At 53.6% G+C, this 26,083-nt stretch carries 23 protein-coding genes and 1 tRNA gene; 13 read left to right on the top strand and 11 right to left on the bottom strand.

The genetic code is table 11. From position 1 onward, the window contains the following. Positions 1-117 precede the first annotated feature (117 nt). Complete coding sequence (locus HY913_03260) at positions 118-1,434, bottom strand: (Fe-S)-binding protein (protein MBI4962271.1); 1,317 nt, start codon at positions 1,432-1,434, stop codon at positions 118-120. A 3-nt stretch (positions 1,435-1,437) separates the two neighbouring features. Beyond that, on the bottom strand, positions 1,438-2,823 hold the full coding sequence (locus HY913_03255; GenBank protein MBI4962270.1) for an FAD-binding protein: 1,386 nt from the start codon (positions 2,821-2,823) through the stop codon (positions 1,438-1,440). Positions 2,824-2,949: 126 nt separating this feature from the next. On the opposite strand from HY913_03255, the gene HY913_03250 reads away from it, so the two are divergent. The 6 genes from HY913_03250 (at position 2,950) to HY913_03225 (ending at position 8,513) form a co-directional block, all read left to right on the top strand. Then, positions 2,950-3,690 (top strand): FadR family transcriptional regulator, encoded by a 741-nt coding sequence (locus HY913_03250; GenBank protein MBI4962269.1) that lies wholly within the window; start codon positions 2,950-2,952, stop codon positions 3,688-3,690. 150 nt (positions 3,691-3,840) lie between these two features. Then, entirely contained in the window at positions 3,841-4,350 is a 510-nt protein-coding gene (locus tag HY913_03245) for a DinB family protein (GenBank protein ID MBI4962268.1), read from the top strand. A gap of 125 nt (positions 4,351-4,475) precedes the next feature. After that, entirely contained in the window at positions 4,476-6,701 is a 2,226-nt protein-coding gene (locus tag HY913_03240) for a sigma 54-interacting transcriptional regulator (protein MBI4962267.1), read from the top strand. A 407-nt stretch (positions 6,702-7,108) separates the two neighbouring features. Continuing rightward, complete coding sequence (locus HY913_03235; protein ID MBI4962266.1) at positions 7,109-7,309, top strand: hypothetical protein; 201 nt, start codon at positions 7,109-7,111, stop codon at positions 7,307-7,309. An 81-nt stretch (positions 7,310-7,390) separates the two neighbouring features. After that, positions 7,391-7,963 (top strand): hypothetical protein, encoded by a 573-nt coding sequence (locus HY913_03230; GenBank protein MBI4962265.1) that lies wholly within the window; start codon positions 7,391-7,393, stop codon positions 7,961-7,963. Positions 7,964-8,243: 280 nt separating this feature from the next. Further along, a complete protein-coding gene (locus tag HY913_03225) occupies positions 8,244-8,513 on the top strand; it encodes a hypothetical protein (protein ID MBI4962264.1) in 270 nt (89 codons plus the stop codon). A gap of 59 nt (positions 8,514-8,572) precedes the next feature. Here the strand turns inward: HY913_03225 and HY913_03220 are convergent. Continuing rightward, a tRNA-Arg gene (locus tag HY913_03220) sits at positions 8,573-8,649 on the bottom strand. A 288-nt stretch (positions 8,650-8,937) separates the two neighbouring features. Between HY913_03220 and HY913_03215 the strand changes: the two genes are divergently transcribed. Continuing rightward, positions 8,938-9,753: a hypothetical protein gene (locus HY913_03215; GenBank protein ID MBI4962263.1), complete on the top strand. Its 816-nt coding sequence runs from the start codon at positions 8,938-8,940 to the stop codon at positions 9,751-9,753. Here the strand turns inward: HY913_03215 and HY913_03210 are convergent. The 4 genes from HY913_03210 to HY913_03195 all read right to left on the bottom strand — a co-directional run bounded on the left by HY913_03210 (position 9,750) and on the right by HY913_03195 (position 13,170). Continuing rightward, positions 9,750-10,079 (bottom strand): hypothetical protein, encoded by a 330-nt coding sequence (locus HY913_03210; protein ID MBI4962262.1) that lies wholly within the window; start codon positions 10,077-10,079, stop codon positions 9,750-9,752. The two genes, HY913_03215 and HY913_03210, sit on opposite strands and share 4 nt — an antisense overlap. Continuing rightward, complete coding sequence (locus HY913_03205; GenBank protein ID MBI4962261.1) at positions 10,080-10,727, bottom strand: cache domain-containing protein; 648 nt, start codon at positions 10,725-10,727, stop codon at positions 10,080-10,082. It lies immediately after the preceding gene. Positions 10,728-10,897: 170 nt separating this feature from the next. Further along, positions 10,898-12,034: a radical SAM protein gene (locus HY913_03200; protein ID MBI4962260.1), complete on the bottom strand. Its 1,137-nt coding sequence runs from the start codon at positions 12,032-12,034 to the stop codon at positions 10,898-10,900. Positions 12,035-12,897: 863 nt separating this feature from the next. Beyond that, entirely contained in the window at positions 12,898-13,170 is a 273-nt protein-coding gene (locus HY913_03195; GenBank protein ID MBI4962259.1) for a hypothetical protein, read from the bottom strand. Positions 13,171-13,436: 266 nt separating this feature from the next. Between HY913_03195 and HY913_03190 the strand changes: the two genes are divergently transcribed. Further along, entirely contained in the window at positions 13,437-13,721 is a 285-nt protein-coding gene (locus tag HY913_03190; protein MBI4962258.1) for a hypothetical protein, read from the top strand. 18 nt (positions 13,722-13,739) lie between these two features. On the opposite strand, the gene HY913_03185 is transcribed toward HY913_03190, so the two are convergent. From HY913_03185 to HY913_03170, 4 genes are all read right to left on the bottom strand, one after another. Beyond that, positions 13,740-14,264: a YraN family protein gene (locus tag HY913_03185; GenBank protein ID MBI4962257.1), complete on the bottom strand. Its 525-nt coding sequence runs from the start codon at positions 14,262-14,264 to the stop codon at positions 13,740-13,742. A gap of 28 nt (positions 14,265-14,292) precedes the next feature. After that, positions 14,293-18,573 (bottom strand): activase, encoded by a 4,281-nt coding sequence (locus tag HY913_03180; protein MBI4962256.1) that lies wholly within the window; start codon positions 18,571-18,573, stop codon positions 14,293-14,295. Positions 18,574-18,829: 256 nt separating this feature from the next. Beyond that, positions 18,830-19,456 (bottom strand): class I SAM-dependent methyltransferase, encoded by a 627-nt coding sequence (locus HY913_03175; protein ID MBI4962255.1) that lies wholly within the window; start codon positions 19,454-19,456, stop codon positions 18,830-18,832. Between the two features lie 204 nt (positions 19,457-19,660). Next, on the bottom strand, positions 19,661-20,326 hold the full coding sequence (locus tag HY913_03170; protein MBI4962254.1) for a TetR/AcrR family transcriptional regulator: 666 nt from the start codon (positions 20,324-20,326) through the stop codon (positions 19,661-19,663). A 318-nt stretch (positions 20,327-20,644) separates the two neighbouring features. On the opposite strand from HY913_03170, the gene HY913_03165 reads away from it, so the two are divergent. The 5 genes from HY913_03165 (at position 20,645) to HY913_03145 (ending at position 26,064) form a co-directional block, all read left to right on the top strand. Beyond that, a complete protein-coding gene (locus HY913_03165) occupies positions 20,645-21,676 on the top strand; it encodes an NAD-dependent epimerase/dehydratase family protein (GenBank protein MBI4962253.1) in 1,032 nt (343 codons plus the stop codon). A gap of 145 nt (positions 21,677-21,821) precedes the next feature. Next, positions 21,822-23,015: a radical SAM protein gene (locus tag HY913_03160; GenBank protein ID MBI4962252.1), complete on the top strand. Its 1,194-nt coding sequence runs from the start codon at positions 21,822-21,824 to the stop codon at positions 23,013-23,015. A gap of 187 nt (positions 23,016-23,202) precedes the next feature. Continuing rightward, complete coding sequence (locus tag HY913_03155; protein ID MBI4962251.1) at positions 23,203-24,483, top strand: glycosyltransferase family 4 protein; 1,281 nt, start codon at positions 23,203-23,205, stop codon at positions 24,481-24,483. Between the two features lie 65 nt (positions 24,484-24,548). Continuing rightward, positions 24,549-25,283, top strand: coding sequence for an NTP transferase domain-containing protein (locus HY913_03150; GenBank protein ID MBI4962250.1), 735 nt, complete (start codon positions 24,549-24,551; stop codon positions 25,281-25,283). 49 nt (positions 25,284-25,332) lie between these two features. Continuing rightward, on the top strand, positions 25,333-26,064 hold the full coding sequence (locus HY913_03145) for a class I SAM-dependent methyltransferase (protein ID MBI4962249.1): 732 nt from the start codon (positions 25,333-25,335) through the stop codon (positions 26,062-26,064). Positions 26,065-26,083: the final 19 nt, after the last annotated feature.

The following is a 26,083-nucleotide window of genomic DNA, read 5'->3' as shown; positions in this document are numbered from 1 at the left end:
CCCGTACCGGGAACCCGAAATCGTACTGAGTCTCTGTCAAAACAAGGAACGGAAAATGATGAACTTGCGACCGATTATTGTGAGCGGTCCCGAAGCGCGAACCGACTGAACCCCTGTTTAGGCTTCACTACTCTCCAACGAGAGCCGAAGGACCTGAGATATGTGAGACAAGGACCAGGCCTTGTTCCATCGCTTCCTGCCATACTCAAGCTGCATGAAACAGCCGGGATTGGATGTGACCACGCGATCCGCCGTGGTCTTGTCGATTGCCGCGATCTTTGCCTCCAGTATCTTCATGGAGCGTTCCCGATGAGTGACGTTGTATATTCCGGCAGACCCGCAGCATTGTCCTTCATCCGGAACGTCACTCAAGACAAGGCCGGGAATGCGCCGCAAGAGATCTCGCTGCGGTGAAACAAGTTTCTGGCCGTGGCGCAAATGACACGGATCGTGAAAACACACCTTCTCCGGGATCGGACCGAAATTGGTCTCAGGGCCGAAAGCGGAAACGAGAAACTCCGATATGTCCTTGATCTTTAGCGAAAAGGCCTCGGCTCTTTTTGCGGCGCGGGGCAGCGGGGACACGGTCTCCCGATATGCCTTGAGTTCCATGCCGCAAGCAGCGCAATCAGTCACGATCGCTTCCACGTCCCGGTCCTCGAACAGGGCGATGTTGTGCTCGGCCATTTCCCGATACACCTTGCGCTCTCCTTCCGCGATGTTGGGTGTGCCGCAGCACTGTTGGTCTTTGGGCACTACAACCGTGTAGCCGGCTTGGGTAAGCAAATGGATCGAGTCGCGACTAGTGCTCGAGAAAATAAGGTTCATCGCACATCCCAGGAAAAACCCCACTCGGCCCTTTGGTTGGCTCCTCGCAGGGATCTCTTCGGGGATTGTCTCGATGAGAGGACGAGAAGGAAGGAGGGGTAGAAGAGCTTCCATGAACTCAAGGTCCTCGGAAATCCATTTCAGAACGGAGGATTTTCGGATCACGGATTGGAGCCCCGTTGACTGGTACAATTTGAGAGGGACCATGTAGCGGGACAGTCTCTTTTGGTCCTGGATGGCGTGGTTAAGCATGAATCGCTTCAGAATGGGTTGTAGCCGATGCTCTTCGATCCGATGCCTTGCTTCCAGCACCAGTTCGCCTACCTTGACTCCCGCGGGACAAACCGTCTGGCAGTTTCGGCAGTCGAGGCAATGGTACATGTGTTCCACGAATTCGTCGGACGCCGGCAAGCGACCGTCAATCACGCCCTTTATCATGGCCACGCGGCCACGGGGCGACTGAGTCTCTATCCCGTCAGTCCTATACGTGGGACATGTAGGAAGGCATGTTCCGCAACGCATGCACTGGAGCACATCACCGTAATCATGAATGTCCAGCGAGGCCATAGCTTCGGCGATCTGTTTCGGATCTCCGCGACTTACCATTAGCTATTCCGTTTTCTCTAAGAAGATTTTTCCAGGGTTCAGGCGCCCGTCCGGGTCGAAGGCATGTTTGATTCTTTTCATCACCTCGATGGCCTTGGGCCCGACCATCTTAGGCAAGTACTTCGCTTTGCTGATTCCTGTACCGTGCTCCCCCGAGATCGTACCCCCGAGGCTGATCGCCTTGTCGAAAATCACAGAGTACGCCTGTTCGACTCGACGGATTTCTTCCTTGTCACGTTCGTCGGTGAGACAGGTAGGGTGGAGATTGCCGTCTCCCGCGTGTCCGAACGTCCCGATCGTTACGCTGAAATCCTGGGCCGCCTGTCTGATCGTTGCCATCATGTCCGGAATCGCGGGCCGTGGAACCGTGACGTCTTCAAGAATTGTAGTAGGCCTTACCCTGGCAAGTGAGGTCAGAGCGTTGCGCCGGGCCATAAAAAGCTCTTCGGTTTCTTTTGCGTCCGCGGCCACGCGCAACGTACGGACGTGGTTGGCCTTGCAAGCTTCCTCGATTACGGCCGCCTCCTCCGCAACCACCGCGGGATGGCCATCCGTTTCAATCAAGAGAAGCGCTTCCACCTCGCGAGGCAAGCCGATCCCCACGTGATCTTCCACACAGTTAATGGTGACTGAATCCATCAGTTCGAGAGTGGCGGGAATAACCTTGCGGGATATGATGGCCGAAACCGTACGGGCCGCGTCAAGAATGTTGTCGTATAGAGCGAGGAAAGTCTTCTTGGTTTGAGGTTTAGGGATCAGGCCAAGGACGATCTTGGAAAAAATCCCAATCGTTCCCTCGGTCCCGACCAAAAACTTGGTCAGGTTGTATCCGGCCACATCCTTGGCGCACTTGGTTCCGTACCGGACCTTGTCGCCGTCGATAAGGTAGGTGTCCAGAGAAAGGACGTAGTCGCCGGTCACTCCGTATTTCAAACCTCGCAAGCCACCCGCGTTCTCAGCCACGTTCCCGCCGATGGTCGAGATATTCATACTTCCCGGGTCAGGGGGATAGAAAAGACCTTTGGATTCGACGAGTGCGTGGAGATTGGCTGTAATTACTCCGGGCTCTACCGCAACCCATAGGTCGTTTTCGTCTATTTCGACGATCCGGTTCATGGCCGTGGTGGCTATCAGTATCCCCCCCTTAAGAGGGACAGATCCTCCACTCAACCCTGTGCCGCTCCCCCGTGTGGTGACCGGAAGACCTTCCTTCGCGGCAAATTCCAGGGTCACTTGGATATCTTCTTCTGTCGTGACTCGCACGACCGCGTCGGGTTTGTGGGAGACGAGGGGGGTCGCGTCATAGGAGTAACAGAACAGTTCTGTCTCGGAGGAGAGCACTTTTTCCCTGCCGAGCAGGTCTTCCAACTTTGAGACGAATGGAATCATTGCGGCCGGTCTTCTCGGTGGACTAGTGGTATTACCATACAACCTCTATATCAGTTGTCAAGTAATTTGTAAGACATGTGGCAAAACAACTTGACATACCCGCTGACATGGCCTAAAAATCAAGGTATGAACGGAAAACGTGATACCCCCTCCGAAGGTGTCTTCCGACCAATCCGCCTGGAGCGCATCTCCGAGAAGGTCGCGGGCCAATTGAAAAAAGCGATCAGTGACGGAGTCCTCCGGGTCGGGGAGCGTCTTCCCTCGGAAAGGGAACTTGCCGAACAGATGGGAGTAAGCCGGCCTTCGATTCGAGAAGCGATTCAACAGCTCGAATTGCTTGGCATTGTCGAGACGGTTCACGGCGGTGGGTCTGTTGTCAAGAACCTGACTGAACAGGAAATCAGCAAGCCCATGGAGATAGTCCTGAGGGACGACCGACAACGGGTTCTGGAACTGACCGAAGTCAGGGCGTTCATGGAAGCGTGGGCTGCCAGGCAGGCAGCAAAAAACAGGACTGATGAGGAACTGCGACTAATACGCGGGTTCTTGGAGGAAATGGAGAGGGACCTCGAGAAAGGGCAGATCAGACCTGAAATCGACTTCAAATTTCACGCCGAGATAGCGGCGGCCACTCACAACACGATCTTTGTCCACCTCATTGAAAACATCCACGAGCTTATAAGCTATTCGGTCAAGGTGCACCGGGAGCAGGTCTTCCTTACCCGGGAATCCCAAGAGACGATCTTCAAGCATCACCTCAAGGTCTTCAAGGCCATTCAAGACCAGGATGCCGAAGCCGCTGAAGCCGCCATGAGAGAGCACCTTAATTTCGTAGTCCGAGAATTCAAGAAAAAAATGTTGGCCTGATGACGGCCAGGGAGGCTAGTGGGAGACCGTCGGAACGGCCTTGCCGTACGAAAGGTCTTCTGTGGTGGGGCAAGTGTGTTGGTTTCCGTCCTCGGAAGCAAGTGCTAGACTTGCGAGGAGGCGGCAAATTTGCACGGGGGAGGCTATGTTATGAAAGCGGACGACGTGGTGAGAGAAGAACTTCTCGCGTTGTTAGCGGGTGGTAACGCGCACATGGGCTTCGACGACGTGATTGCTAATTTCCCTTTGGAGCACATCAACACCAAGGCCCCCAATACTCCGTATTCCTTCTGGCATTTCGTGGAACACATCCGTATCGCCCAGTGGGATATCCTGGAATTCATAAGGAACACGCATCACGTTTCACCTGAATATCCGGAAGGTTACCGTCCGCATCCCGACGAAACGACGGACGAGAAGGGGTGGCGGAAGAGCATCGACCAAATGCAAGGCGATCTGAAGGCGCTGAAAGATATAGTCAGGGACAGAAAAACTGACCTGTTCGCCCCGATCCCTCACGCTCCGAATTACACCATTTTCCGTGAAATAGTCCTGGCAGCCGACCACAACGCGTACCATGTAGCCGAAATCGCCATTATGCGCCAAATTCTGGACATCTGGCCTGACGACAGCAAGTACCTCACCGGCAAGCCGGATTAAAACGGCAGCCGGGCCTATTGGCTAAGAGGGAAAAGCATGAGAAAATCCGGGATCATCGCCACTCTTGCCTCAGGAAACCTGTAGGGGAGTTGCACTACGCCGGTGGATTCGAAGGAGCGTGCGGAATGGCACATGCCACCATCATGATAGTGGAAGACCAAAAGACCCTTGCAGAAGTTTTAGCCAACAGCCTGGCCTCACTGGGATATGAAGTTCTCGTCAAAGTCACGACCGGGGAAGCCGCGATCGTTAATGCCGAGGAATTGAATCCTGATCTGGTTCTTATGGATATCGAGTTGGAAGGAGAAATGGACGGCATAGAAGCGGCCGAGCAAATTACCTCGAAATTCAATATCCCGGTGGTATATATGACTGCCCACACGGACGAATCCACATTCCGCCGCTCTACCGAACCGGGCCCCTACGGATTCGTTACCAAGCCCTTTAACATCAAACAACTTCAGTGGACGATAGAATTTGCCCTGTACAAACAAAGAGCCGAAAAACAGTTGAGGCTAAGTGAAGCGAAATTCAGGGACATGGCCGAACTAATGCCGCAAATGCTTTTTGAGGCCGACCTCGGCGGCAAGATCACATTTATCAATAACAGTGGCATTCTAGCCGCGGGTTACACGTGGGAGGATTTTGAGCGTGGTGTGAGTTTCTTCGAAGTAGTGCCTCCTGAGGATCATCCGAAGCTGATCCAGCATATGAGCGAAGTGCGGGGAGGCGGAAGAATTCTTAGCAATGAGTACACGGTCGTGCGAAAGGACGGCACAACTTTCCCGGTAATTGCATACGCCGGTCCGATTGTTCATGACAACGAGGTGACAGGCTTCAGAGGTGTTGCCATTGACACCACTGAATTCAAGGAAATGCAGAAGAGCCTCCAGGAGGCGCGCGATCAGCTTGAACAACGCGTAGCCGAGCGTACAGCAGAACTGGTGGCTGCAAACAAGAGACTCCAAATGGAGATCCAGCAGCGACGCAAGGCCGAAGAGGAAGCACGCGCGAGCGAGCTGCGTTTTAGAGCCATTTTTGAATGTGCTCAGGACTGCATTTATATAAAGGACCACTCCGGCAGGTACACTCTGGTCAATTCCCGCATGGAGAATCTCTTGGGGCTTCCCGGTTCGGAGATAATCGGCAAAACAGATAAGGAGCTTTTCGGGAAGACCGCGGGAGATCATTTGAAGCAAGTTGATTCCCGTGTGCTTCGAGGCGAGATCATCGAGGAAGAACATACTAGGCCGGTGGCAGGGGCCAAGCTCACATTCCTGGATATCAAGGTCCCTTTGCGCGACAGCGACGACGAGGTGGTTGGCATTTGCGGCATATCTCGCGACGTCACCGACCGCAGGAGATCTTTTGCAGCCACTGAACACGGTGAATCCGAATATCCATCGCAGGCCATGCGCACAACATTGGCTATCGCCCGCCGTGTTGCCGAGACTAATAGTACGGTCTTGTTGCTGGGCCCCAGTGGCAGCGGTAAGGATTACCTGGCAAGGTACATCCACGATCATTCCAGCCGCTCGGCTGGTCCGTTTTTTTCGATCAATTCCGCTGCCCTGCCCCCAACGTTGGCGGAATCGGAACTCTTTGGGCATGAGAGCGGATCCTTCACCGGCGCTGCGAGACGCAAGCGAGGACTGGTCGAATTGGCGGAAGGTGGAACTCTTTTTCTCAATGAAATAGCTGAGTTGACCCTGCCACTCCAGACGAAACTGTTAGCCTTTTTGGACACGAAGTCGTTCAGAAGGGTTGGCGGCGACAAGAACCTCTCGGCAAACGTCAGGATAATAGCGGCTACCAACAAAGACTTGGAGGCAGAGGTTGAAGGCGGTCGGTTTCGGCAAGACCTCTTCTTCCGTTTGGATGTCTTTTCCATACGGATTCCTGCCCTGCGCCGGAGGCGCGAAGACATCCCTGTCCTTGTGCAGCAGCTCCTATCTGAAATTGCTAAGGAAATGCAAATATCCGAGGTGCCCGCGGTGGATTCGTCCACTATGGATAAGATGATGGATTACGCGTGGCCGGGAAATGTAAGAGAGCTGCGCAACTTCTTAGAAAAAACTCTGATAGTATCGCGCACCGGGCAGTTTGATGTTACCGAAACGGGCTTTTATAGGTTGGAGCAAGGACGGCGACCGACCGAGATTACCGATTTCGACGAGGGATCGTTCAAGGACACCGTATTCAAGTTGAAGCGGCGGCTCATTGAGGATGCGCTCAAGCGGTCTGGCGGCAAGAGGCATGAAGCGGCCCGCCTCCTTGGCATTAGCCGACACGCTCTCAAAAGGCAAATGAAAACACTGGCATTTGATGAGGAGGAGGATGAGTCGGATTGACTCCGCGGCGCGAGCGGTTTACGCTCCTCAGACCTCTTGATATTACTACCCTTTATTCAGGCACCATTCGATGTGAGTGTTTTGCACTCACCCTCGCTCTCCTCTCAAGGTTCTTTGAGAATTCCATGACCCCACCCCTTCTTTGGTAACTTCTTGATTCGACGGCATGTTTTTGCCATTCCTCCAGGCTGAGCCAATTTGGCACTGAACTTGATAAGAGGTTCCCCCAAAGGCGATGTCGGGTTGACGGCATACGCTCCCTTAAGGGGCAGACAGCAGGATTCGCTGTCTGTCCCGGCACAGCGCCTGACGAGGTCAACGAACCCTCTTCGACGGGGTTTCATAGGACCGCTGGTTAAGGAGCATTAATGTCGGATCTGACAAAATTCAGTTTCAGGAGGCAAGAAATGCAGGCTCAGAATTGTTGGGATCTTCTCAAGTGTGGAAAGCAGGTTGGGTGTCCCGCCCATCCTAATCACGGCAGAGATTGCTTTGCGGTGACAGCGACCATGTGTAGAGGAGAACTACAGGGAAGCTACGACGAAAAGATAGAGAAATGTCGGAGTCTATGCGGCTTCTACAAGGGCATGATGGACGGGAACCTTTAAGGCTGGTAGTGGCGTACGGTGGCCGTGCGGCCCTACTCGACGGCCACCGCTGAACGGTTTTTAGAAAGCGCGGGAGGGTGAATGCCTGAGTTCCAATCGGTTGACCCTGACGCCGCCGTGGTGGGAGACTTGATCCTCGGCTTTGTAGATGCATTTCCGCCACAGGCTAGGGATGTTGCTCTGAAACTCCTGGAATGGAACGGAATTCGAGACGTTCTGGCCGCCAAGTTTTACCCTTTGCAGTCTGTTCTCAGCACTATGCAGGACGTGTCCGAAACATTCGGCTCCAGTATGCTGTTCTGCATAGGGGAGCAGTTCGCGATGAACGCCAAGCTCTCTTCGAACATAGCGTCATTGGAAGCGTGTTTGGCTTCGCTGGACGAAGCTTACCGCCGTGACCACAAAGGGAAAGAAATCGGTTCTTATGAGTACTCCTGCGAAGTGATTGACGGCTACTTGGCAAAGGCAAAAATGGTCTGCAAGACGCCGTATTCCTGCTCCTTTGAACGGGGCATGATCGAAGGCTTTGTTCAACGTCTCAAGCCCACCAATTGCACTGATGTTTTTGTGCGAAGCGTCGAATCCGAGGGATGCAGGAAAAACGGCGGTGCCTCGTGCACATATTTCATTTCCTGGATATTGCGCGTCCCGTAGCAACAGGGAGGTGCTTCCCGGAGGTGCGGGGCCTCGATCGGCGCCCCTCACAGAGAGTCCCCGTGCGGACGCCATCGCCCAAGCTCCCCATCGGCGGCCTTCGATACGTGCCTGTTTTCATGGCTTGATCGCCCCTTCCCCATCTTCTCCTACACGCCAAACAATGCGGAACTCAGGTCAGGGTAATCCGTTATCCGAGTTTTCGCTCGATCTCGAAGACTCCATATGCTCGGTCTTGCATCTAATCTCCAAAGGGGAAGAAACAGAAAAGGAGAAGGCCATGGACTACGCCATTTGGATCATTCTGATATTGGTAGTGGCGGGACTGGGGGGATTCTTCGTGGCGGCACGTGCCGTGCTGAGCAATTGGAGAGTCGGATCGAGGGGTCACGAGGAAGCCGATGCCCGCCAGGGCATCAAGACCGGCATCTATGAGAGATGCTTCAACGAGTGCATGAGTGGTGAGAACTGGGAGCCCGACAAAACCGGCAACTGCGAAACAGTGTGCCGTTCACGAGCTGAGGCCGCACTTAGTGTCGGAGAGGCATAATCCCCGGTTCGTCGCGGGCGAAGAAAGGTCCGAAGCCAAGGCCGGATTCTTAGTTGTGCTGGTGCGCCCGATACGATTCGAACGTACGACCTTCTGATCCGTAGTCAGACGCTCTATCCAACTGAGCTACGGGCGCATCGTTTCTGAGGATGTTATCTTAGCAAGAGGGAACCTTTTTTTCAATAGCAAGCTTGCAGGGGTTGCTACCATTCATCTGCGGGCAGAAAAGAGGTCATCCCCGAACTGCCATGTTTCGCGCGGGTTGTCTCCTCCGCAAGTCTGAACAGTTACGAAGAGTCAGACAAAATCTTTGGCAAAGACTGTCCCAAGTGGTACATTGTAAGAGTGCAGCCCACGCCGAGGCTCCTCGCCACGCGGCACACTGGATTTCCTCCTAATCGCTTTCCAAGGAAGAGAGCCGGTCATGATCTACAAAGTTCCTTTACCTCTCCTGCCTTCTTATCCTACTGAAAACCTTGCGGTCAGAAGCTCGGATTCCGCAGCCCTGGTAAAGGCCGCGCTGGACGATGGCAGCGGCCGAATCAAATCCGTGCAGCTCCTGGCGCCGGGCCGCGGAATAGAAGAACTGCGCGACCTGCCTCCTTCTGTACAAGTAGATCTTTGTTTGACGGAGGCCAGTCCAGACAAAGGAACACTGCTGCCTTGGAGGAAGGTCTTAGAAGGACAAGCTGTGCGGTTGGTGGTGCCTGTGGTCGCGGGCTTCAGCGACGTGGTCAAGGAGGCATTACAGGCAGGTCTAAGGGTTGGGCTCGAAATCGATCAACCACAGACCGGTTTGGTAAAGGAGCTTCAGGACTGCTTTGTCTTCTTCATTCGAGAGGCGGACGTCAAAGAACCTGTGGACCTTTTTTACGGTCTGTTTCGCTCGTTCCTGACCAAAAAAGTGGAGTCGTTATGGCAAATCCAGGAAGAACACCCGGCTTCGTACCGTTACGTAACGGATACCGGAGAAGTGACCCTATCGGAACGCCTGGCGAACGCTACGCAAGGGGCGAACCTGGAAACGTTCATGGCCGATCATAAATTGAATCTTTTCGTTCGTAAGGAAGAATGCTGTTCCTGCCGGTTTTTCAGCCATTGTGAAGGTTACTTCAAATTGCCGAAGGACGGATATTCATGTTCCGCGATTAAGGACTTCCTGAATCAGATTCTGGAGAGTTCCGCAGAACTGAGGGCCGACCTGGCGCAAGCGCCTGATTCGTCCAGGGTGAGTCTCTAACGGAGCCATTCCTCCAATAATGGTCTCAAAAACTTCTCCAAGATCGATTGGTCCCTTGGCAGTTCGTATCGGTCAGCTCCCGCGCCTACTGTCCAACCCAGACCGGGAAAGTTTCCATAGCCTGTTGGATAGGCAAACCCCACGAATTTGTCATCCATCTTGCCGGTCCTGAAGTTCTTGAACTCATAGGTCAAGTACGGCACCCTTTTCTTTATGGACTCGTCAAGTAACGGAAGCTTGATTATAGGGCCCCGGACACTTTCACCGTAAAGGGCCTCACCGGCCGGGTGCACGATGACCTGGTTCTGACCGTTTACCACCCACACCTAGCCGGTCTTGCCGACCGGTACACGCATGATCAATTCGGATAGCCGCGACCATTGGAGGAAGGACATGAGCACCCCTTCCACCTTATTATCCGCTTTCATGGGGACCGCGATGGTGATTGTCCAGCCTTTGGACTTGGGGTCAAGAGAAGTGAGGACGTCGGATTTGTGAAAATCTGAAAAGGCCGGTTTTCCGCCGATCGCGGTCTGGAAAGCCGGGTCACTGGCGAAATCGCGATCAACAAGGCCTGTCGGCGCTGATGCCAAACAGAGGCCTGTTATATCCAGCAGCAGAATTGCTTCGTATGCTCCGGACGCCTTCCGCCATGCCTCCAACGTTTTGCTTGCATTCACTCGCGTACCGGGCGTGGCAAGGGCCTCTCTGAGAGTCTCGCTTAAGCTGGAGCCGACTAGCAATTCGGTGACTCTGGCGTCCATGTACACGTTCAACGCGTTGGATACGCCCTCTGCAATAGCGCAGAGGCCTCGCATAGCAGCCTTGTCCGTCGCGGTAAGGGTGATGCCGGTTTTCTGGCCTTGGCAAAAACCTGGAACCGTGGCCGACAACATCATGGCCACGGCAATGCAGAAAACAGAAATCGTGCTCCTCAGGTTTCTTCCCCCACGACTGCTCTCTTGCTTCTTCACCGCGTCTACCTCCCCGGAATCTGCCTATTAGGTGCCATTAACCCCGCGAAGCGCGGCGTACGGCGCCGGCGCCAAATTGTTGAGCTATTTTCCTGCGTTGTCGTCGCGTTTCAGGCTATGGAAGAAGGAATTTACGGTGCTCCGGGAGAGCACTTGAGCGACAGTCTAGCCTATTCGCACTGGCACCCGTGGTGTGGGCACCGTTTCTCGTCGCATTCGGTTAGCTCGGCCGGCATGTTGTCGAGAAGTCCTCGGTCCTTTAGGAATCCGAAGAAGTCCTTCAAGCCCGGACACCACAAAGTCGGAGCATTGGGCTGACGTGTGGCCACGCACCCGGCTCTGCACAGGCCCACGAACTCGCAGGCGGAACAGATTTCACCCAAGTTCTTTTTGCTCTCACTCAGAAGATTCGCCCACGGATGTTGGACGACTTCATCGAAAGTCATGCTTTCGATGTTCCCTATGCGGCAAAGGTCCTTGTCTTGAAATCTATGGCAAGGGTAAAGGTCTCCCACGGGAGAGATCACCAGATGGAGCTGATTCTCCCTGGGCAAACCATGCTCGCACGATTCAACCGGCTCGCCGAACACAATCCTGCCCCTCCAGTCGCTGAGAGGGAAGATGGTTAAGGCGAAATCGTCATCCTCCCACACCGTCCACAACTTTCTAAGGAATTCTCCCCAATCCTCCGAAGTCAGGCGATAGTCGGGGCCTTGGAAGTCTTCCAGGGGGTGAAACAGGACATTACGAACCCCCAAATTTTTGAAGAAATAGTAGACCTTTTCCACTACTTCAAGCGACCTCTTGTGAACCACATAAATCATGTTCACGCCAAAGCCGTCATCTATCAAACTTAAACAGCCCTGGACCGACTGCTCGTAATAGTCCTTACCGGTGGGTAGCAATCGAGTGGGATGACAAGGGTCTAGACACGCGCCTATGGACCTATCCGAGACAAGATCGAGAACGACATCTCTAACTTCACCCTTGTACAAGCACGCATTCGATTGCATGGCATGCGAGATCTTCGTATTGGGAAAATACTTTCGCTCCAGGTCGAGGACCCCCCTGTAAAACGATGCCCCCATAATCATGGGCTCTCCACCGTGCCAGTTGATGGAAAGTTGTTCGATCCCCTCCTTGGAAGCATAGGAAGCCCACTTCTGAAAAATCGTCTCGACAAGCTCAAGGGACATGCGATTGAGAGGTTTTAATGAGTGGCAATATATGCATTTGGCATTGCAATCGAGGGTGGGTTTGATGAGAAGATCAATGCTTTTCAGGGATGGCTCCAAGCTTGCTCCCATCTTGAGGGTTTCTCCTTCGCCCGTACGGGTCGGGTATCAGTCACACAAACATGTGGCAATAGGGCTTGTCTACGACGGCCAGCCATACGTTGTCTAGGGTGAAAAGCCGCCGATGTCGGCACGCAATCCGACACTCTTCTCCACCGTTGTGGACGGCCCGGGTTCCGACAGACCACTCTCACTCGAAACTATTTGATTCTTTCACCTGCCGGCGGATACGCGGCCGTCAAGCAATCATTATTAGAGACATATGCATCTACATCTGCAGCGGCATCTGCATCTGCAGCGCCAGCACCGCCAACAGCGCCACGATTCCTCAGGCTTTTCAGTGTTGGCGGCATCCGCATCGGTTGAGCTTATCGCACTGCCTAGAAGAGCGATGCCGATTACGGCCCCGGACCACTTGCCAAGGTCTTTGAGAAAATTTCGTCTGGCCTCGTCGTGTTCGCCTGCGGTCACAGACTCGGGAGAAGATGCGTTTTCATTTTCGGCCGGGACATTCGGTTCTTTGTCTTCAAAATCCTTTGACATCACCTTCCCTCCCCTCGATTGAGAGAATCTCAGCAATTCAACTTCTCAAGCGGTCAGCGTGCCCAAAACAATGATCATACTATATATTTTCCATCTTTGAGAAGTCTCGTGTCAACACAAATCTGCACCGCGCACAAACCATGCCCCTGCACGACACCTTTTCTTGAGAAAAGAATCCCGCGTGCCGCGCGGCATGACTGCGCGGCTCGTGTAGTCCGACTTTCCGAACTATTCTCCGGAAATTCAGCGCCCCCAGTGACGGCAGCTCGCGGTCACTCGGAAGAATCCGCTTTTCTTGCCCCGGTGAGGTTCAATCGCGCCTTGGGCAATCACTATAGGATGCACTTGCATCTACAGCGGCACCTGCACCTTGCACATCGCCAGGATTCCTGGGGCTTGCTACGGTCATCCGCGTCCGCATCCGTTGAACCTATCGCACTTCCCACAAGCGCGATGCCGATCGCGATTCCGGACCACTTGCCCAGGTCCTTCAGAAAATCCCTTCTCGCCTTGTCGTGGGTCTCGTCGGACGCAGACTCCGCGGGAGAGACGTCTTCCTTGTTGGCCGCCAGGTTCTTTTCTTTGTCTTCAAAATCTCGTGACATCACCTTCCCCCCTTAACGCTAATAGAACCACAACAGTACAGTCGCTGAAGCACCGATCATATCCAACACCCCAAACATATTATGCATTTTCTACCTGTTGGAAGCGCTGTGTCAACACAAATTTACAGCACGTTGCGTTCACCAGGTTAGGGATGTGGTAAGAGCGAGACCGTCACCGCTATCGCGTCATGTGATTTTCGTTGACAGTTCGTGCTCAGGGAAGCGACTATGTGGCATCATATGCAAGAAAAAGGGGCCCGCGGACAATGCAAGAGGTTCAACTGCTAACCAGAGAAGATATTGTCGAGATAGTCGAACGTGAACTCAAGGGACAGTTCCAAGCTTTCCGGGACGAAATGTTGACCGCGTATAGAGAAGCCGTCGAAGATGCCCTGAGAAGCAATCTCTCTGAAATAGCCGGGACAATCATCGGCCAAGAACTCAAGAGCTTTCGGCAGGAAATACTGGATGCGCTCGCGGAGGCTGTGAGGCAGGTGACGGAAGAGAGATCTTTTTCAGGCGAAGATCCGGGAGACGAGTTTCGGCAGTGAATGGACGGGCAGGCTTCTTCATGAAGTACGATAGTACAAGTCGGAATCAACCTGAAAGGCATTGGGAATGACTTCTACCTGTGGTGCGGACCCGAGGGTCACTAAGACCACGTCAAACCTCGAAAGCGGCGGAGTGCGAAAACGCCTGGCCAGGTAGAACTGGGCCGCTTTGATAATCTGCTGCTGCTTTCGGCGATTAACGGAATGTATGGGATCTAGAGACAAAGCTGACTTTCGCGATCGAACTTCCACGAAAACCAACTCACCGGCTTGGGTGGCAATGATGTCTATCTCACCCAACTTACACCGGAAATTTCTCTCCACCACACGATACCCCTGCCCGAGCAGGTGATCGACGGCAATTTGTTCCGCCTTTTGCCCTCGCTCTCTAGTGGAGATTTCGTTCTGCTCTTTCAATGGATACCTCGGGGGAGATCGAGGAAAATGGCGCGTACGACTCTCCCTACAAACTTCGTCGTGCAAGGAAAGCTGCCCAGCCAGCCATGATATGGAAGTTTTTGGAGAGGGGTGTGGGGAGGCCATTTTTACAAAAAGGGCCTCCCCACAATTCTTAATGCCCGACTTCCAGCATTTTCTCATGGAGGCGCCGCGCCTGAAGAGTAAACGCTTCCAGCCGCGCCTCGATAATCTGGGGGAACGCGTTCCCGTCTGTTTCTATGGCCAGGAAAGGCAGCTTTTGATCGGTCCTCTTCAGTAGAGAAGCAGCGGCTGACGGGTCGTGCCCGTTTCTGCTAAGCACCAGTTCCAGCTTTTCACCCTTCGTGAACTTCTCAGAGAGGATTGATTCGGCCACTCTGGTCGGCATACAGCCAAACGGTCCGATGGATATGATTCCGCAGGCCGGATGAAGGATTTCGTGCAGAGCCGCACCTACAGTCAGAATGGCTTCGCCCGTCAGCATCGGAGACACAAACTTCTCCCCGGCTTGGATCAGGTCTTCCACCTGGAGGACCTCGGGGAAGAAGAGGCCTGACGGAGCGAAAAGGTTGCGGATTTTGCGATCAAAGTATCGTTTGACGTGATAGCGAATCCAGAATGGGATATCGGGGTTTCCTTCGATCCCGTGTTTGATGAGCCAATCCACGTATTTTATCCACTCGCTGGTCTGAGACGTCCGGACGATGAATCCGCGGTCGGCCATTTTCTCCACTAGTTTTTGCAGTGAAATTGGGTCGTTGCGAACATAGATCTCACCGATAAGAGATATTTTGGGTATCTCGGCATACGGCATTTTCAGAGGAATCCGGCCCAGTATTTCGGCAGAGGATTGGATTTGTTTGCGTATTTGCCTCCAGGACTTATGGATCACGCCGACGAGGGCTTCCCACTCCTTGTAGAAGGTCTCCATGGCTGATTCCCGATCCTTCGCAGCCGCCCGTAGGGTTGACCATGTTTCGTACATGACGTCGCCTATGATGATGGCTCGCCACGCGGGCAGCGTGAAGCGATCCCCCAGCCCCATGTAGCCGTTAGCTGCATTAAGCGTGAGCACTGCGGCGTCCGGAATGCGGTGGCGCTCTATCAATCTCCTGCTGAAAACATTGTATTGTCCGAAGCGGCATGGGCCGCCGGCTCCGGGCATGAAATAAGCGGTGACCTCCCCTTCGGGCCTGTCGTTCCAAAAGTAGTTCAACATGGAACCGACAGTAGTTTGCAGGGGCAGGCACTCCTTACAGGTGGAATTCCCGCGGCCTATCTTCAAGACCTCTTCGTCAGCCGGAGGCAGCCCATGCGCGCGTATTCCGACTTTCTGAAACGCGTGTGTAAGGGCCTGATGGGCGAAACGACCCATTGCCGGCAGCACGATCCTCACATTGGGGTCCGACAGCGGCAGGTTTCGACCGTCTGCTGTTGCAATGACAGGTTTGCCCTCGACTATAGCGGTTACAGCGGCTCGGAAGTCTTTCTTGACCGCCTGGATTTGTTTCCTGCTCTCAAGCTCTCGATAATGCCTCACTATGTCGAGGAACGCCTCTATGCGGGTTTCAAGGCCTGCGTCCGCGGTGTGACTGTCTAGCTCCAGGGTCAAGGACGGCTTGCGTCCCATTTCATCCCGGAAATAGCCCACAACAAATGAGTCCGGACCACACGAGAAATTGCTGATGTACGTTCCGAACAGCCGAGGATGGTTCCGGACTAACCTCGCGGCTTTGAGAATCATGCGCCCCATGGACCAGTACATGGTTGCCGCATCATCCAGCTCCTGATCTTCGAAGGGGAGCATGTCAAAGGGGATAACGCGATAGCCTCTTGAAGCGAATTTGCCCGGTATTCCCTTGTGGGCCTCTGAAGCGAACGCGTTGTACGGGCGGCCGAAGAGCACCACAGCGACCGCGTCCGGGTCTTTATCAATTTCAAGCAATATTTCCGCACCCTTCGAGCGAAGCTCTTCTTGATAGGCGCGTTGAGCCGCCATGCCCGCGGTAAAGGCGCGCGCTCCGTCCTGTTCCTTACCTCCCAGTTCCGATCCAATCTTGAAGAACTCCGATTTCTTGCCGTCGAATCCTCGACTCAGGTCAAGATAGGGCCTGATTACCTTTTTCGACTGGCTGAGGTCAAAGGTCGTGGAAAGGTAATAGGTCTCACCTTGCACGAACACGCAAGTACAAGTGTTGTGATTGTCCTGGTCCGTAGGGACGCCCCTTATGTGCGGCAGAAACAGGACATCCGGATTCTTCTGGAGAAGATCGGACATGAATCCGTGAGCAATCTCGACAGGAAAGCAAAAAGCCGCTCCCTGCTGATCCACGCCCGCGGGATCGACCTCGTCGGGGAGGACCACTCTGTAGCCCAATTCCTTGAAAAACGCATTGAAGAAAGGAAAGTACGTATTCATTAGGAATGAGCGGTTCATTCCGATTGTGGGCCTATTGTCGTCAGGGCTCGCTGCCGCCAGGTCTCGAAAAACCAGCTTTTGGCGGTAGTCCACCATGTCCAACGTGGTCTTGTCGAAGTCCACGTGCCGTATGAGATTAACGTACCGGTTGCAGGCTCCCCCGAAGGGATAGGTCTTGTCCTCGATTTCGATTCTGGCAATTTCACAGCGGCGGTCGCATTTTTCCTTACCGCCACCGCAGACAAAGGGCTTCTTGTGAATCACCGCCCGCGCGGCCAGCCGTTCCAGATCGAAGGGAGACTCCTGCAGAAGGCCTCTCTCTATTCTTCGTTCAACCTCCAAAGCCACCCCGAACGCGCCCATCAGTCCGGGTTCCGGAGGGACAACGATCTCTTTACCCGTCAAAGCAGCCATGGCAGCTGGAATCGCTTCATTGTAGCAGACCCCGCCCTGCATGAAGACTTTCTTCCCGACCGGTCTGTTTCCTTTGACCCGGTTGGAGTAGTTCATGCAAATCGAGTAGACGAGCCCTGCCACGATGTCATTTACAGGTATGCCCTCCTGGGCCGCGCTCTTAATGTCGGACCCGATGAATGCAGCGCATTGATCGTTGAAATTGGGCGGATTGGCGCCGGTGTACGCGACCTTCCCGATGTCCGTGACTTTAAGCCCCAGGCTCTCTTTGGCGGACTCCTCCAGAAACGACCCGGTCCCCGCGCTGCACGCCTCGTTCATGGCATAGTCGCTGGGTACGCCGTTGGTAATATAGGTGTATTTCGCATCCTGGCCGCCGATTTCAAATATCGTGTCCACCTCGGGGTCGAAGTGTACCGCCGCGGCCGCGTGAGCTATGATTTCATTTATCACGCCGTCCGTCATTGCATGAAGTCCGGCTATCTGGCGCCCTGAACCCGTAACGCCAAGCCCCACGATCTCGATCGGCACTTCGATCTGATCCGCCAGACTCCGATAAACCTTTCGTGAAGCGCCCACCGGGTCGCCATCAGTGCGGAGGTAATCAGCAGCCAGAATGGCCTTGTCGCTGCATCTCATGATCACGCCTTTTGTGGTTGTAGAACCCACATCCAGGCCTAGAATAGTGCGATCGCCCGAATGAGCCTTGCCCCGGGGCCGGTCTTTGAAGTGCACCAGATGCTTGAAATCGGCCAGCGGCTTAAGGTATCCGAAGGCTGAGCTTTTTCTTTGGAACACGTCTTCTGAAGCAGTGTAAGGGATTGTTGGGTTGTCAAGCGCCCATAGGGCCGCTCCAAGTGCTTCGAAATAGGGGGCCTCTTCAGGAATGAGCAGGTTCTCGATCTCATGACCGAGGTAATGGATCATTGTTTGGTTGCGAGACGAACCGCCGACCAGAGCGACGCTCTTCTTTGGCAGTTTCTTCAGCAATTCAACGATCTTGCCGGCCATCATCTTGGCCAGGCCGGCCACCACCTGGTCTTTTGGAACTCCTTTGTTCAAAGCGTGGGTGCAATCGCTCTTGCAGAACACAGAGCACCTGCCTGAAACCTTGTGGGGGTGCTCCGAGATGCCCAAAGCCGCCACCTCGTCCAGGGTGATGTTCATTCTTCCGATTTGCTGAAGAAAGAACTCGCCGGTGCCGGATGCGCATTTATTGCCGGTTTGTATTCCTTGAATCCTGCCGTCCTCATCCAAATGATAGACAAGAAAGGTTTCCCCACCAGCGCTCACTACCACTCTGAACTCGTCATTATCCAGAACGTGGGCCACGGCTCTTTCCATGGCCTCGGGCTCCGAAATGGTGGTGAGCTTAACGAAGTTGATGAACTTCCGGCCGGTGACGGCTATGCGGAGGTCACGGACTTGGGGGACCTCTTTCAGGGTCTCAAGCAGGATTTTTCGAGGATTGCCTTCGTGGGTTATGGTCGCTGTGTCCAGTACGGTAATCGCCTGACCTTCCCTTCGCAGGCGGACCATGCTCAGGGTAGACGCTCCCAAACAAATTCCCAGAGTTTCCATGCAACGACTCTCCAGTTCAGTGGGGGCAACAATTGTTGACCTAGTACAACTCCAAAGTATAGTCTACGGAGCCATCGGCTGCAACCGTCTATCTTCTTTCCTCATTTGTAATGGGTTAACAAACCGCTGTTATGTTGGTTGGGATATCGTACCGGGCAAATCCCCGCAACCGCCTTGAGCAAATCGACGATGACGGACGTGCGGGCACACGTCATTCTCGCTGCCGTGGGATAGCGTCGGATTCTGAGGCCTAAATTCAGGCGTCCGGTTGTCTGTGTACGGCGGACAATGTCGGCTTATCGGCAATGTACCACCCAAAAGCGTTCCAAAGAGACTTGTCTGCGGTCACAGCAAATCCGGCCTGGCGAAGACTTGACATGAACTCTATGTGGTCAAACCGGTCGGACGTAGGATGATCGAGCAGCCTCCGCCACAGAGGATGGAAGATGAACGCCCGAAGGACTTCCTCCGCGTAGAACCGGCCGCCGGGCTTCAGAACGCGGAACACCTCGGCTATAGCCTTCCGCCAGTCAGGAATATGGTGGATGATACCGAAGTCGAAGACCGTGTCGTAGGCCGAATCCGGGGCCTCGATGGCACTCGCGTCGCCAACCCACAGTCTCAGTTTGTCGCCGCGGCTCTTCAGCCGTTTGCCTGCCAGCTCGACCATTTTCGGATCGAGGTCGAATGCATCGACCGTTGTGGCGGAAAATTCATCGAATATGATTTCAGCCCCCACCCCGCGGCCGCACCCGATTTCGAGCGCATGTCCCGCGGCCGCCGAGCCACCCATTCTCAGGAAGCGCCGCGCCTCGAAGCGCCTTTGGATCAGGGAGCGGAGGGGGTTGTTCATAGCGAGGAATTCGAACCTGTTCAATATCATGACCCAGTCCCCTACTTCGTAAACTTACGAAGGATGCTGTCCAGAAGCCGTTTGGACACTTCAAGCGCCCGTCAGCTTGGCAATCTCCTGCGGATCGCGGCTCCCTTGAAAAAAATTGGTCGGGGCTTCAGCCTGCTTCGTTGGGATGTGCTGAATGTTCATTTGTCCCGCTCTCCTTGCGCTGTGCGAGTCGCGGTTCGCTTATCACCGAATATCGTCGCCGCTCCCACGAGTGGGACGCATCCCTGCCAGAAAGAGGTCAACCGTAGTTCTCACCATTCTTTCTACGTTTATCTCTCCCAGAAAAGGTAGTCTCACCTCCTGCGACGGTATGACGATGACGCCGGTTATTGCCGACCAAAGTGCCGTGGCTGTCGACCTGGTGTCATCTACTTCAATGTCTCCTTCCGACGCCGCTTGGCGCAGAAGCCTGTCCACGATTGTCAGCGCCGCTTGCCCCGTATTCCCCCAGCGATCGATGAGGTCCTGCGAGATCTTGCCGGTATAGCTCTCATGGGGAATGACGAACATGAAACGGAAGGACTCGGGCTGAGCCTCAAAGAACCGATAGTATGCCAGTGCCAGGTTATGAAGCTGATCGATCGCTCGCATCCGGGGTTCCAGCGCGTCCTGGAGAGCGGCGAGTAAATTCTCGGTGGCCCTGAGCAGGAGTGCGAAGGCGACTTCCTCTTTGCTGGCGAAATAAAGATAGAGCGTTCCTTTGGCCAAATTGCACATGCGGGCAATATCGTTCATGGTCGTTCCGGCGATTCCCTTTAGAAGGAAAGATTTCCGGGCAGCCTCGAGGATTGAGGTCCTCCTGGCCTCAGCCTCCTTTTTTCGCCTAAGTTGCGTGTTTGGCCTGTTCATATGATGAGCTTTCTCCGAAACCAAGCCCTGCTAGGTTTAGGCGGGCCCTTTGAGTGATGACCTACGGTCATATCATGACCGATGGTCAGTTGGCAAGAACAACTTTGTACGCGTCCACCGGGTTCCCGCGTTTTACGAGGTGCGTGCTTTGAGGCTGCAGGGGAGACGCCTGGATCCCTCTTTGCCTCTCTCCTATCGTAATTCTCTCGGGTCGCAATCGTTCTAGTGAACACTTGCTTTACAAAAGAGCGTTGGACCGTTAATCTTCACTATTATGAGCAGTAATCGAATTTCCCGTAGGTTCGTGCAGGAAAAAGCATGAAGATACTTGTGACCGGCGGATGTGGCTTCTTGGGCTCAAACGTATGCGAATACTACGTCAAAAGAGGCGCTGAGGTCGTCAGTCTGGACAGCATGACCAAGTACGAATTGGAGCGCACCGGTTATGCGGCAGATACGGCAAGAGACTACAATTGGAATGCGCTCGCGGCCCTGGGAGTTCGGATGGTGCGGGAAGATATCCGCAACCCCGAGGCCGTTCTGGACTATTCTACAGGCTGTGACTACATCGTTCATACCGCGGCTCAGCCGGCAATGACCATCAGTTGGGAGGATCCAAGGCTGGATTTCTCCACAAACGTCTACGGAACATTCAATGTGCTGGAAGCCGCGCGAAGACACCAGATTCCGATAGCGTCTTGCGCCACTATCCACATATACGGCAATGCGATAAACCACACTCTGACGGAAAGCGAGACCCGATATGTGAGGTCACCAGCCGCCATCGACGAGAATCACCCCACTATGGAGGGGAATCTGTCCCCGCTCCATGCCTCCAAGATGGCAGGAGACGTTTACGTACGCACCTATGCCAAGGTCTACGGGCTCAAGGCAGCCAGCTTTCGGCTCACCGGAATCTATGGACCGCGGCAGTTCGGGGGAGAAGATCACGGATGGGTGGCGAATTTCTCTATCCGAGCTGTTCTGGGGTGGCCGCTCACCATTTTTGGAACAGGCAAACAGCTCCGTGACATACTTTACGCGGATGACGCTGCAGAAGCGTTCCAGGCCTTCTATGAATCCCAGGAACCGGGGTTCTACAACATAGGCGGAGGAGAACCCTGCGCCATATCCTTGTTGGAGTGCATCGAGACCATCAAGGAATGCTGTGGTCGAGAAGTCTCAGTGAGACACGAACAGGAAAGATACGGCGATCTTAGGTACTTTGTCTGCGACATTGGCAAAGCAAAGGACGCTCTGAACTGGGAACCCAAGGTGCGTCCACGACAGGGCGTTGAAAGACTGATCCAGTGGATAAACCAAAATAGAAACCTCTTCGCGACAGGCTGACAACGGACAACGTTTTGGGCAATCGCGTGCATCTTTTGCAGCAACGGATCCTCCCCGCGTAGGGGCACGGCATGCCGTGCCTCTACCGCCTATCTCAGCGCCGGGATTGTCTGAATCTCAATAAATCATCGGTTTAGCGGCCCACATGGACACAAGACGATTAAAACTACTACCCCTGGCCAAATACAAGCTCAGGTATTTGGCCCATTGGCTGCTGGACCGCAAGGACTGGCGCAACGCTCGTTCTTACATCTGGGCCACGCTCTTTTCCAGGGATGCGGGACTAGCTCTCCAGGACACTCTTTACAGGCTCTTTCCTTTGCTCGGTCCGTATCCGCGGCAACTGGAAATAGAAGTCACCACAGCGTGCAATCTCAAATGCACAATATGCGAGCACACCTATTGGACCGAAAAGCCCAGCCATATGAGCTTCGACGAATTCAAAAGGATCATAGACCAATTTCCGGGGCTGCGATGGGTCGGGATGACAGGCATAGGCTCCGGCTTCCTCAATCCTGAATACATGCGGATGCTGCGCTTTCTGAAGGAAGAGAAGCGGAGCTTTGTCGAGTTTTTCGACCATTTCTATCTTTTGGACGAGGCCACATCCACGGAACTGATTCGCATGGGAATCAACAAAATATGGGTATCCTTGGAATCCGCGCACAAGGAGTCGTACAACAAGATAAGGGTAGGTTCCGACTTCGACACGGTCATCCGCAACTTGCAATCCATGATGCGAGCCAAAAGGGTCATGAAGTCCCCCATACCCGAACTCTGGTTCCATTTCATCATTAACAAGCACAACGTAGACGAAATGGAAGACTACGTGGATCTCGTAGCGGACCTTGCCAAAGAAGAGCGCGGTTTGAGCGTTCCTATCATATATTGGACCAACCTGCTGCCTTTTGAGGAGGTGGAAGCTCTTGTTGCGCGTCCCGAGCGATCGCGCATGCTGGAGATTGAAAGGCTTTGTAGAGACAGAGGAATATTCTCAGTGGTAAATGAGAACGTTGCCTGCGACAAGCCCATGAGTTCCTGCACCAAGTGGAATGAACCGTTTGTATTGGTCACCGGCCATCTTCAACCATGTTGCGCCCTGAACGAAGCGAATGATCGGCGGTATCAAGAAGAGCACGCATTCCTGAACATTCTGGAGGTTGATTTCAAACGGTGGTGGCATTCCGATGCGAAGTGGGAATTCATCGCAAACCTGAAGCAAGGCAAAGTCAATCCCGTGTGCAAGAACTGCCATATTTTCAAACATCCGGACGCGGAGGAAAGCGTTTCCATACGAGACTATGAACGTCGGAAGGCTCGCTCCGGAGAGAAAGGATGAAGGCGAGAAAGGAATGGCGGGGAGGACCTTTTTGTAAAAAGGTCTCTCCCCGCACCCCTCCCCAAAAACTTTCATAGCCTGTCCGCTGGGCAGCTTCCGCTTGCAGCGGTGCCTGTCCAGCGGACAAGATATGGCATTCCTTTAAAGGAGCGGAGCAAAACCTTTGTCCGTGTAGAAGTTTTCTCATTTGCCTCCTTTCGTACGAGCATTTGACTTGAGGATCATTCACGTCACCAACTATTTCCGTGACACCCATTCGCACGTAGGTGGAGCCGAGCAGGCATGTTTTCGGTCGGCAATGCTGGCGCGCAGTCACGGTTATTCCTCGTCGATCGTGGCCACAAAACCCGACAGAGCGGACCGCTGCGAATTCGATTTCCAATCCGTCCCTATAATCGAGGACTTCGTCCCCTCCTTCCTCAAGCAATACGTGGAAGCGGCCAAATGGTATTCATTTCAGTACGACCCCATCGCGCGAAACGCTTTCCGGAGAATCCTACGAAGAAATGACGCGGAAATAGTGCATTTCCACAATTTCCAGTTTATGACGTTGAGCCTCATTTCCGCAGCCAGGGAAGCCGGTAAGAAGATCTTCGTGTCCATTTACGACTATTGGCTTTTCTGTCCCACTGTCATGCTGGTAGACCCTGATAAGCAGTTTTGTGCTCGAGGCCACGGCTCGTGGTGCGTTGAGTGCTTGCCGAAAAAACTTCGTGCTTTTCAACGCTTTCTACTGTCCTTTCGCAGGAGAGTTGTCGATCATTACCTGTACATGGTAGACGGATTTCACGTTCTGTCCGAACATTCCGGGGCCGTGCTCGAAGGCTACGGCATAGCGAAAGACAAGATTCACGTAGTGCCGCTTACTTTGCCAATGGAATTCAGATCGATCCCGGAATCTGATAGCAACCCCGAACCTTACACGATACTGTTTGCCGGGTGGCTGAATGAGCGAAAGGGCCTCCACAGACTTCTTCAGGCAATGCCCCCTGTGCTGAAAGAGTTTCCTCAAGCCAAGCTGATCGCAATCGGAGGGAAGGTTCGTTTTGGCGACGCGTACGAGAAGAGGTTGAATGAAATCATTGACAGCAATGGATTCAGAGATCGGGTGACCTTCACGGGACATTTGCAACCCGCAGTGATAAAGGAATATATTCGGAACTCAACAATGGTGGTCATACCGGAACAATACGAAAACATGTCGCCTCTTTTGATGATCGAGGCCATGTCAATGGCAAAACCCGTTGTTATAAGCCGAGCCGGCGGCATTCCGGAATTCATTGAAAATGGAGTGAACGGCTGGCTCGCGGATCCGCTGGACCCTAAGGATTTTGCTGATAGAATCATTTGCGTCTTCCGTGATCCCGATGGCGCAAAAGCGATGGGCGAGAGGGCTCGTCAAAGAATCCTCGCGAAATGCGATGACGAGAATATCTGGGAAAAGACCCGGCGTATGTACGAGAGCTAATTACGAGGCGAATTCTTTTGTGTGAGAAAGGGGTTTCCCCTATGTCCTCACAAGGCGGTGGAAACTTGAAGGCATTGATTTTAGCAGGTGGGCGGGGCAGCCGTATGGAAGAACTCTCCGAGACGGAGAACAAGTGTATGCTGAGCCTTCACGGCAAGCGCCTCATAGAATACAGCCTGGAAAATGCAGCCGCTATTGAAGACGTATCCGAGATCGTCATCGTGGTCGGTTATCGGGCCGAGAGCATTATCAACTCATTCGGCACCGGTTATAGGGGCAAGAGGATTTCGTACGTTATCCAAAAGGACTTGCGGGGTTTGGTGAGCGCAATGGAAAGCGCCCGGAATTATCTTGATGGAACCGACTTCTTCCTTTTCCTCGCTGATGAGGTCATCCTGGGCGGCCGTCATGCACATATGCTAGAACTCTTCAAGGAGGAAGACCTTTTCTGCGTATGCGGTGTTCATCCCCAGTCGGACTTGAACCTCATCAAGCGAACCTATTCCCTGATTTACGGCCCTGACAATCGAATATACAGGCTCATCGAGAAACCGCGCAAGCCGTTCAATCCACTCATGGGAACGGGAAATATCCTTTTCAGAAACGCGATCTTCGACTATTTGGATCTGACGCCCATTAATCCCAGTCGCGGGGAAAAAGAATTACCCGATCTGATCCAGTGCGCGATAGACGACGGCGAGAGGGTAAAGCTCTTTGAGGTCTGCGACCAGTACATTAACGTCAATTCACCCGAAGAATGGAAAATGGCCGAAAGCGGCTGGCCGCTCGGGGCGAAATGAAGGCGAACTTGCGCTATGGCTCGAATCTCTTCCTGTCGGGGCAACGTCAATGATTAGGCGGCTTGTGCATGAACGTTTGGGTTCGTTGACCCGATCAACGATTTTCTCCAAACTTCTATGGAGGGACATCTCCGATGACTACACCAGAACTTTGTCTTCGGTTATCGGAGGATGGTTCAATCCCGGGAACCTGTTCTGTTTTGATTATGCCATTGGCAATTTGCCCTCAGAGTCCCCGATTGTCGAAATCGGTTCATTCTGCGGTCTTTCAACTAACCTCATCAATTACTACAAAGCCAGACACAAGGTCGTCAATCCGCTGATTTGCTGCGATAAATGGACCACACATTCCGGAGACTCGACCATAGCCGGGTCCCGGTTGACAGAGCGCGACCTGGCCGCCTTTATGAGAGAAGCTTACATGAACAGTACACGCGCGTTCAGCAAGGAGGACTTGCCTTACGGCGTCGAGATGTTTTCTGGTCCTTTTTTTGAGGCCTGGCAAGAGCGAAAGGTCCTCAACGATGTTACCGGACGCCCTGTTCAATTAGGTGGTGGAATCAGTTTTTGTTTTGTGGACGGCGGGCACGACTACCCGGTTGTCAAGCAAGACTTTGATAATGTTCATAAATTACTCGACAAAGGCGGTTTCATACTCTTTGACGACTCCTCGATGTTTTCTCCATTTCAAGGCGTGCGAAAGGTTGTTCACGAGGTGAAGTTCAGTCCGGATTACGAACTCGTAATGCGGAATCCCAATTACATGTTTCGGAAGAAATAGGGGATCGGTCGTGCTCCGC

The organism is Desulfomonile tiedjei, from assembly GCA_016212925.1.
Taxonomy (GTDB): domain Bacteria; phylum Desulfobacterota; class Desulfomonilia; order Desulfomonilales; family Desulfomonilaceae; genus JACRDF01.
This window is presented reverse-complemented; position numbering and strand designations above follow the sequence as displayed.